At 72.0% G+C, this 7,850-nt stretch carries 4 protein-coding genes; all 4 read right to left on the minus strand.

The window, feature by feature from the left end; genetic code table 11:
* A partial coding sequence (locus ACWEN3_RS36015; RefSeq protein WP_452979771.1) for a hypothetical protein occupies positions 1-292 on the minus strand: 292 nt, incomplete at its 3' end.
* The gene (locus ACWEN3_RS36020; protein WP_452979774.1) at positions 289-3,468 is read right to left on the minus strand and encodes a hypothetical protein; all 3,180 of its coding nucleotides are present in this window, start codon (positions 3,466-3,468) and stop codon (positions 289-291) included. The genes ACWEN3_RS36015 and ACWEN3_RS36020, both read right to left, overlap by 4 nt.
* Positions 3,465-7,151 (minus strand): AAA domain-containing protein, encoded by a 3,687-nt coding sequence (locus tag ACWEN3_RS36025; protein WP_452979777.1) that lies wholly within the window; start codon positions 7,149-7,151, stop codon positions 3,465-3,467. The genes ACWEN3_RS36020 and ACWEN3_RS36025 overlap by 4 nt, the downstream gene beginning before the upstream one ends.
* Positions 7,144-7,850 (minus strand): hypothetical protein (locus ACWEN3_RS36030; RefSeq protein ID WP_452979780.1); only part of this gene is annotated, 707 nt, incomplete at its 5' end. The genes ACWEN3_RS36030 and ACWEN3_RS36025, both read right to left, overlap by 8 nt.

A 7,850-nucleotide genomic window follows, 5' to 3' on the forward strand; every position in this document is an offset into this window, starting at 1 on the left:
GTTCGGCGTCGTGCCGCCGGAGGTCCGCGCAGCCGGCGAGCAGATACTCGGCGGCGTCGAACTCGCCCCGCTCCAGCAGTTCCTCGCACACGACGCCCACGGGCCGTCCGCCCAGCCGGGCGAGGACCGCCCGCGCCAGCACGACGGCGTCCTCCGGTACGTACGCGTTCCGCTGACGCACCAGGAGAGCCAGTACCTCGGGGTACCGGAACCGGCCCGGCCAGGTTCCGAGCAGTGCCCGGGCGCCCTCCAGGTGGTTTCTCACCTGGCTCTCGTGACTCGGCGCTTTCACGCGTTCTCCTTCCCGGCCTTGGGCAGCGCGGACAGCGCTTCCAGCAGCGCCTTGGCCGGATGGCAGGCCGGCTCGCCCAGTTCGTCCGCCTCCTTGAGGAGGTGGTGCCAGTGCCGGTCCAGATGCAGCGCGAACTGCCGCTGGGGGGAGGTCAGCCGGGGCGCGGCCGGCCCCTGCTGCCGGTCCTCGGACCGGGCGACCAGGGACCTGGCCTCGGCGATGAACTCGGCGACCCTGCGCGCGTAGGCGAAGTGGTTGCTCCACTCGATCTTCCGCAGGCCGAGGTCCGCGGACATCCGGTCGATGTGGTTGCGGATCTCGTTCTCCCCCTGGGGCAGCCCCGAGACCGTCTGCGCCCAGCGGTCGGCCGGCACGCTGTGAAGTGCCACCTCGCGCACCACGGCGAGCATCCCGTCCTGGTGGAACAGCGCGCGGTGGACCTTCTGGCCGTCGAGGAAGCTGAAGTGGTTCTTGGCCTGCTCGAAGTCGTCCACCTCGGCGGCTAGCCGGTCCCAGCGTTCGTCGGTGCGCATCGACCGCTCCTGGCTCGCCGCCCATTCGTTGACGTCCTGCAACGGCAGCGGGGCCTGCGCCGCCTGGAAGCAGGTGAGGGCCGCGCCGCCGAGGCCCAGCCAGGCCGCCGGCAGTCCCTCGGCGGGGCCGTCCTCCGTCAGCCACCGGCAGGCCTCGGCCCCCGTGCTGCCCCCGTGGAGCAGCATCTCCGCGATGGCTCCCGCCAGTGCGACGGTCCGTTCCGGCGGCCCGGCCTCGTCCAGTGCCAGGGTGCTGAAGAAGAGCTGTGGGCCGAGCGGGCCGTGCTCCAGCGGCAGCGCCACCGCCGCCAGCTCCACGGACAGGGCTCCCGGCCGGCCGCCGAGCAGCGGGGTGAGGAGGTACGCCTCCATGAACGCGCCCCGCCGCCAGGCGTCGTGGAGGAGCCAGGTCCCCCACCTGTCCCGTTCGTCGCCGCCGTCCTCGGTGTTCAGCAGGAGGGCGGCCGACCTCCAGCGCAGTTTGTCCGGGACCTGTTTCGCCTCCTCGCGGCGGGCGAGTTCCGTCCATGGGTCGTCGTCCACCGGCAGCGAGGCCAGCACGCTCGTCGTGGGGTGGTAGTCGGGGCCGCCGGCGTCGCCCGCGGTCTGGAACCACTCGGGGATGCCCAGCTCGCGGGCGAAGTCGGCGGTGAACCCGGTCCCGAGGACGTGCAGGCCGACCTGGGCCACCGTCCCCTGGGCGGGATGCGCGGTCCCGTGGCCCACCGGGTGGTAGCTGCCCACCACCACCTCGTGGTCGCTGAGCACCGCCCGTGCCTTGGCCTTGCTGGTGCGCAGGGTGCCCTCCGCCTTCAGGCTCCTGAGCAGCGCCTCGTAGGCCGCGGTGGTGCGCCGGCCGCCCGACAGCGACGGATGCTGCAGATGCACCGTCCCGCCGCCGTCCCGCAGCCGCCTGAGCCGCAGGGCCAGCGTCTCGTCGCAGGCCTCGTGCTCGGCCCGGTCGTCCGTCACCGCCAGCCGCTCGAAGGCGCCCTCGACCGACCGGCGCACCAGCTCGGTGTAGGCGCCGTCCCATACGGCACGCACCACCGAGTCGGAGCCGCGGTGCACCTCGTTCACGGCCGCCACCAGCTCTCGCAGCACCCGTCCCCAGTCGGCTCCCCAGGCGACCTGGAATCCCACGCGGTCCTGGTCCCAGTCGTCCGGCAGTTTCGGTGGCTCCCACTGCCACCACCGCCCGGGATCGGCCGGGGTCTCGCGCCCGGCACGGCCGAAGTCGTCGGGGGCGATGGCGATGCTCCGTGCCGTCTCCCAGTACGGGTAGACGCGGCGCACCCAGCTCAGCAGGTCGGCCACGCACAGCGGGGGCGCCTCGGTGTTCCCGGGCGGCTCCACGAGCACACCGGCGCCGGTGTCGGCCGACAGGAAACTGCGGGACCCCACGAAGGCCGCACGGTTGTCGCAGATGACCAGCGATGCCGCGCTGGAGGTGCTCCGCTTCTCCAGGAGCACCTTGCCCTCGTGGCGTCCCTTCAGGTCGAGCAGCGCCGTCTCGACCCTGGGCTCCAGCTTCGCCGTGGAGTGTTCGCCCCACAGCACGACGAGGGTGACATCCCTCTTCACGGCCTCCTCGAGGGCCGGGAGCACCGGGTTGAGGCAGTCGTAGCTGATGTTCGGCGCCGCCAGCACCAGTTGGTGGACGGCCTTGTCGATGAGGTCCGCCACCACGTAGCCGACACCCGCGCCGGGAGCCACCCGCTGGGCCAGGCAACGGGCCCGCCGGGCCTCGGAGATCTGGTCCCGCACCAGCATCGCCTTGGACAGCAGCGCGTGGTGGCGGCCCGGCAGGTCCGGGAGCTGCGGGGCGGTCAGTCCCTCCGCGAGTCCCTCCAGGTCCCGGATCAGCTCCTTGAGGGTGTCGGCCCGCACCACCTCGGGCACCTGGCGGTTCACCAGCTGCTGCACGAACTTGCTGTCGGGCCGGGTGCGCAGCAGATGCGCGATGTGCGCCTGGAAGAGCTGGGCGCCCCGCCGGCCCCAGCCCCGGGGCACCTCGACGGGGACGGCGGCGACCTGTCCGCTGCCGGGGTCCTTCTTCACCACCACTTCCACCGTGATCCAGCGCACCGCCTCCGGGGGGCTGAGCACGGGATTGGTGAAGGACACGTTCAGGACCCTGCGGCGAAAGCCGGACCGGCGGTCCGAGGCCACCGTCTGGCGGACGGCGCGCAGGAGTTCCGTCTGCGGCAGGTCGTCCTCCGAGGCGCCCCGGGACATCGGCATCTCCAGGGCGCCCAGCGGCACCCTGCGGCGGCCGTCGTCGTACGGCAGGACGGTCTCGGTCACCGGGTCGAACAGGAACTTGCGCGGCTCGACCCGGGTGGCGACCGCCTGGGTGCCGTCCCCCTCGCCGAGCACCGCCTCCGCCGCCGGGGTCCCCTCCAGGGTGTTCGAGGCGAAGTCGACCGCCAGGAAGCCCCTGCTCCACAGGTCGTGCACCACGTCCAGCATCAGACGGCGGGGCAGGGAGAAGAGGTCGCCCAGTGCGTCCACGGACTTGCGGCCGCCGGCCACCGCCGCCAGCACGAGTTCCTCCAGGGTGGAGGCGCCGGCCTCGGAGCCGAGTTCCACGCGCAGCGTGATGACGCGGCAGGGCAGGGACACCAGGGTCGTCTCGTTCACCGGGCGTCCTCCACGGCGGCCTGCGCGGGTACCTCGTCCCCGGCCTCCCTGGGCGGGGGAAGGGCCGCGTTCCGTCCGCCGACGATCTCCTCGGTCGCCGCGTCCACGATCACTCCCGTGTCCCGGAACACCTGGATGACCGTCTCCCAGTCCGGTCCGCCGTACTGCTCGAAGTGGGCCAGGTCGCCCACGACCACCAGCAGTTGCCGGGCCCGGGACAGCATCACGTTGATCACCTCGGGCTGTGCGGTGTGGCCGATGTTCTCCCGGACGCCCTGCCCGCGTTCGGCGCTGCGGACCAGCGAGACGATCACCGTCTTGGCCTCGCCGCCCTGGAAGGAGTGGACGGTGTGCGCCCTGCCCTTGAGTCCCTTGGCCTCCAGGATCCCCAGCTGTTTGCGGTAGGGGGTGATGACGACGAGTTCGGCGGGGTCCGCGCGGTGCGCCAGCCCGAGCCGCGCCACGAGGTCGTCGATCAGCTTCGCCTCGCCCTCGTTCCCCCAGTAGGGCTCGTCCCGGCAGCTGTCGTGCCGGGAGGTGTCGAGCCACACGAGCGGGGCGTCCGCCAGGTACGGCGGTTCCGTGCGGCCGTGGATCTGCTCGATGAACGGGTCCGGCTTCAGGAAGGTGCCGACCGGGGAGTCGGCCGGGTAGAAGGCCTTCGAGAACGGCTTCGCGATGTCCGGGTGCATGCGGAACTGGGTGTCCAGGACATCGACCGGCCGCCCCGGCGAGGCGCTCTCCTGCGGGTCGTGCCCCTCGAAGAAGCGCCGGAACATGTGCAGATGGTCCAGGTAGGTGTCCTGGTTGGCGTAGTGGGCCTTGATCCGGTCGTGCTCGAAGGACGCGAGCCCCTCGAGGAAGTTCTGCACGTCCTGCGCCCGGTGCGGACCGAGCTGCTGGTAGTCGCCGACCAGGGTCCAGCGCACTCCGCGGACCAGCGGCATGACGACCTCGGTCGGCCAGGCCTTGGCCGCCTCCTCGATGATCACCCAGTCGAACACGTCGCTCGGGTCGCGGACCTCGTCGGAGAGCATGCCCGCGATGGAGCAGGTGGCGAACACGATGTCGGCCCCGGACTTGACGCGCTCGTTGAGTTCCAGCGAGTTGTCGCGCGCGAGCAGGGCCCAGCGCTCCATCAGCCGCCTCTCGGCCTCGCTCCGCGCTCCCTCGCAGCCCTTCTTCACCCGGCGGCCGATGTGCTCCACGAGATCGTCGACGATGCGGTCGGCGGTGAACTTCCTGACGGACTCGCGCAGTTCCTCCGTCTCCCGGCTCCGGGACAGTTCGCGCAGGGCGAGGACGGAGCGGTCGTCGATCCTCGGCCCCAGCTCCTTGACGACCTTCTCGGCCAGCTGGTCGAGTGCGTCGTTCGACTGCGCGCTGACCAGGACCCGGGCCCCGTGCTCCTTCTCCAGGAAGTCCCGCAGGGCCTTGGAGACGACGGTGCTCTTGCCGGTGCCCGGGGGGCCCTGGAGGGCGTAGAAGGGGTGGAACCGGAGCATGTTGGAGATGATCGCCTCCCCCTTGCCCCGCAGCCTGCGCTGGTCCCGTGAGGTGCCGCCGCTGCTGCGCAGCTCGATGGACGAGGGAGTGTCCAGGATGCGCACCAGGCCCGGCTTGTGCGCGAGCGAGTCCAGGCCCCGGGCCTCCCGGCGCAGCTGGATCTCGGTGCCCCGGTCCTCGTCGGGCCGCAGCCAGCCCCGTTCGGGCAGTTGGCGGCCCTTCGGCGGGATGATCCGGATCGAGTCCGCGTCCAGCCGCACGTCCAGGCGCGCCGTCATCGCGGTGGCGGAGCCGAAGTGGGGGTCCGCGGGATTGCCGTCCTTGGTGGTGCGGTCCTCGACCAGGGTGATCTGCGCCCATTCGCGCTCGGCGAGCAGCTGGCGGGCGAAGTCGCCGAGCGCGGGACGGCGCCGGGGCTGTGCGTACGACGTGAGCAGCGGGTCACCGTGCAGCCAGCGACGGTCGCGGTCGTGGTCGTGCTTGAGGACGACCGCACCGGAGTCGTCGCCGCTCACGCGGACGTAGGGGTACTGGCGCGCTCTGAGGGCGACGCCCTGGTACTCGAGCATGAAGCGGTAGGACTGGAGCAGCTTCTGGGACTCCTGGTGTTCCACCGCCCGGTCGGTGACGACCGCCTCGGTGAGGTCCTCCCAGGACGGGCGGCCCACGCGTTCCGTGGCCAGGGACTGGCCGATCCGGAAGGGTACGAGTTCGAACCTGCCGATGCTCCGACGCGGCCAGGCCGCCAGCAGATCGTCCGCGTACCGCTTGTCCAGCAGGTACTTGATCACCAGCGTGTCGGGGTGGATCTGTTTGCGCCGGCCCGAGATCGCCTCGTCGTAGTGGAAGGCGCAGAACCATACGGCCTGGGAGCCGATCAGGACCCATTTGGCCTCGGCCAGGGACTGCGGGGAGTCTCCGTGGACGAATCCGAGGGCGCCGCTGGGGCTGTGGACGAGCTGGGCCTGGCGCAGTTCGTCCCAGAGGAAGGTCTCGAGTTCCTGGCAGCCCTCCGGTGTGTCGGGGCGGTGATCGGTCCAGCCCCGGATCTCGTACACGGTCTGGACGGACTGCTCGGGCATGAAGGCCAGCAGCCGGGGCCGTTCCGTGCGCTGCTCCGGGCCGAGGCTCAGCGAGATCTCCGTCCAGTGGCGCTGCAGCGCGGCCGCCGCGTCGAAGGAGGAGATACGGCCGCTGGGGGACGGGTCGAGCATGTCGACGAGCACGTCCCGCAGCCGGCGCGGCACGTCCGTGGCCGTACCCAGCCTGCGGCGCATGGCGGCGTGCAGCGCGGCCAGGGACTCGGGGCGCCGCGCGAAAGGGGCCTGCTCCACCGCCTGGCACTCGGCGGGCAGCAGATCGGTGACGGCGCCGAGGAACAGCTCCCAGCCGAGCACGCCCAGGCCGAAGACGTCGGTGCTGCCGTGGTCCAGCCGGCGGACCCGCAACTCGCTGAAGACCGACGGGTGGGTCTCGGGCGCCAGGTAGGTCAGATGACGGGCCATCGGGACGCCGGCGGGCTCGGTGAGGAACAGGTCGCGCACGGCCTGGGCATGGACGTCGTCCGGGCCCCTGACGTTGTGCAGCAGGTTCTTCACCAGGGCACTGAGTTCGAACCGGGTCAGGGCCAGGGCCGCCCGGCCCGGCTGCCTGTGCTCCTTGGCCAGCCGGATGGCCCCCAGGGTCAGGTTGCGGTGCACGATGCGCGTGCCGTGCAGCTGGCTGAGGGCGTCGACCAGCAGGCTGAACTGCTCGAACGCGACGACCGGGTGGCTGGTGACCCAGTCCCGGACGTCGCTCCAGTCCTCCTCGGCCAGTGGGCTCCCGACCTTGCGGGTCATGATGAACGCCACGCGGTTCGTCTTGTCGAAGCGTCCGTCCACGATCTCCGGCAGCGCGGGATGCCCCAGCATCCTCAGCCGGAGCAGATTGCGCACCTCGTGTTCCCACAGCTCGCCCGCCAGGTCGTCCAGACCGTGGAAGAGCGACACCTCGCGGGGATGCTCCACGCCCTGCGGAGGCTTCAGGACGAAACGCGTCAACCAGCCTTCGATCACGTGCTCCACATCGCCGTCGAGCCGGTAGGTGCCGCTCTGGGGCGTGTACACGGCGCGCGAGCCGGTGAACAGATCCCTGATCTGCAGATCCACGTCCAGCTCCGGCCACGGTTCAGACATCCTCGTCCCCCGTCTCCTCGTCCCTGCTGTCGAACGCCCCGGCCGCGACGGCCAGTACGACGACGCCGTCCCTGAGCGCCACCGCGAGCCGTCCCCCGGACAGTGCCGTCAGGCCCAGCCCCGTCGAACCGAGCCGTATCCGGTGGGTGGACCGCCAGGAGCCGTCCGCCCCGGCGCGCCACACCATGACGTCGCCCTCGTGGTCCACGCTGGCCCGCGCGTCCTGGAACGGCTCGCCCCGCAGCGGCACGCAGCCGAGGACGTCGCCCCGGTGCGCGCGGTCCACGGCCGTGGGCCACTGCGCGTCGGTGCCGTCCCATGCCGGGCGCTCCCGCGCGAGCGGCTCCTGGTCCGTCCGCGCCGTGAGGTCCCGGCCGTCGTCCGCCCCGAGGATCCGTACCGCCGTCCCGGTGCGCCCGGCCGTGCGGACCTGCCGGAACAGCGCCAGGGTCTCCGTTCCGTCGCCGGTGACGTGTCTGCGCATGCCGACGATCCGGCCCAGCGGAGAGGCGCCGAGCGCCGCGTCGGCCGCGTGGACCGAGGGGTCCCAGAAGTGGATCGTCGAGCTCCGTTCCACCACGGCGGCAACCGCCTGCCGGCCGTCGGGCCCCGCCAGTACACCGACGGCCCGGATCCCCGCGGTGTCGCCGCCGCTGACCGGCGTCCGGGGACCATCCGCACGGACGGCCCAGAGGCCCC

Source organism: Streptomyces sp. NPDC004561, from assembly GCF_053602155.1.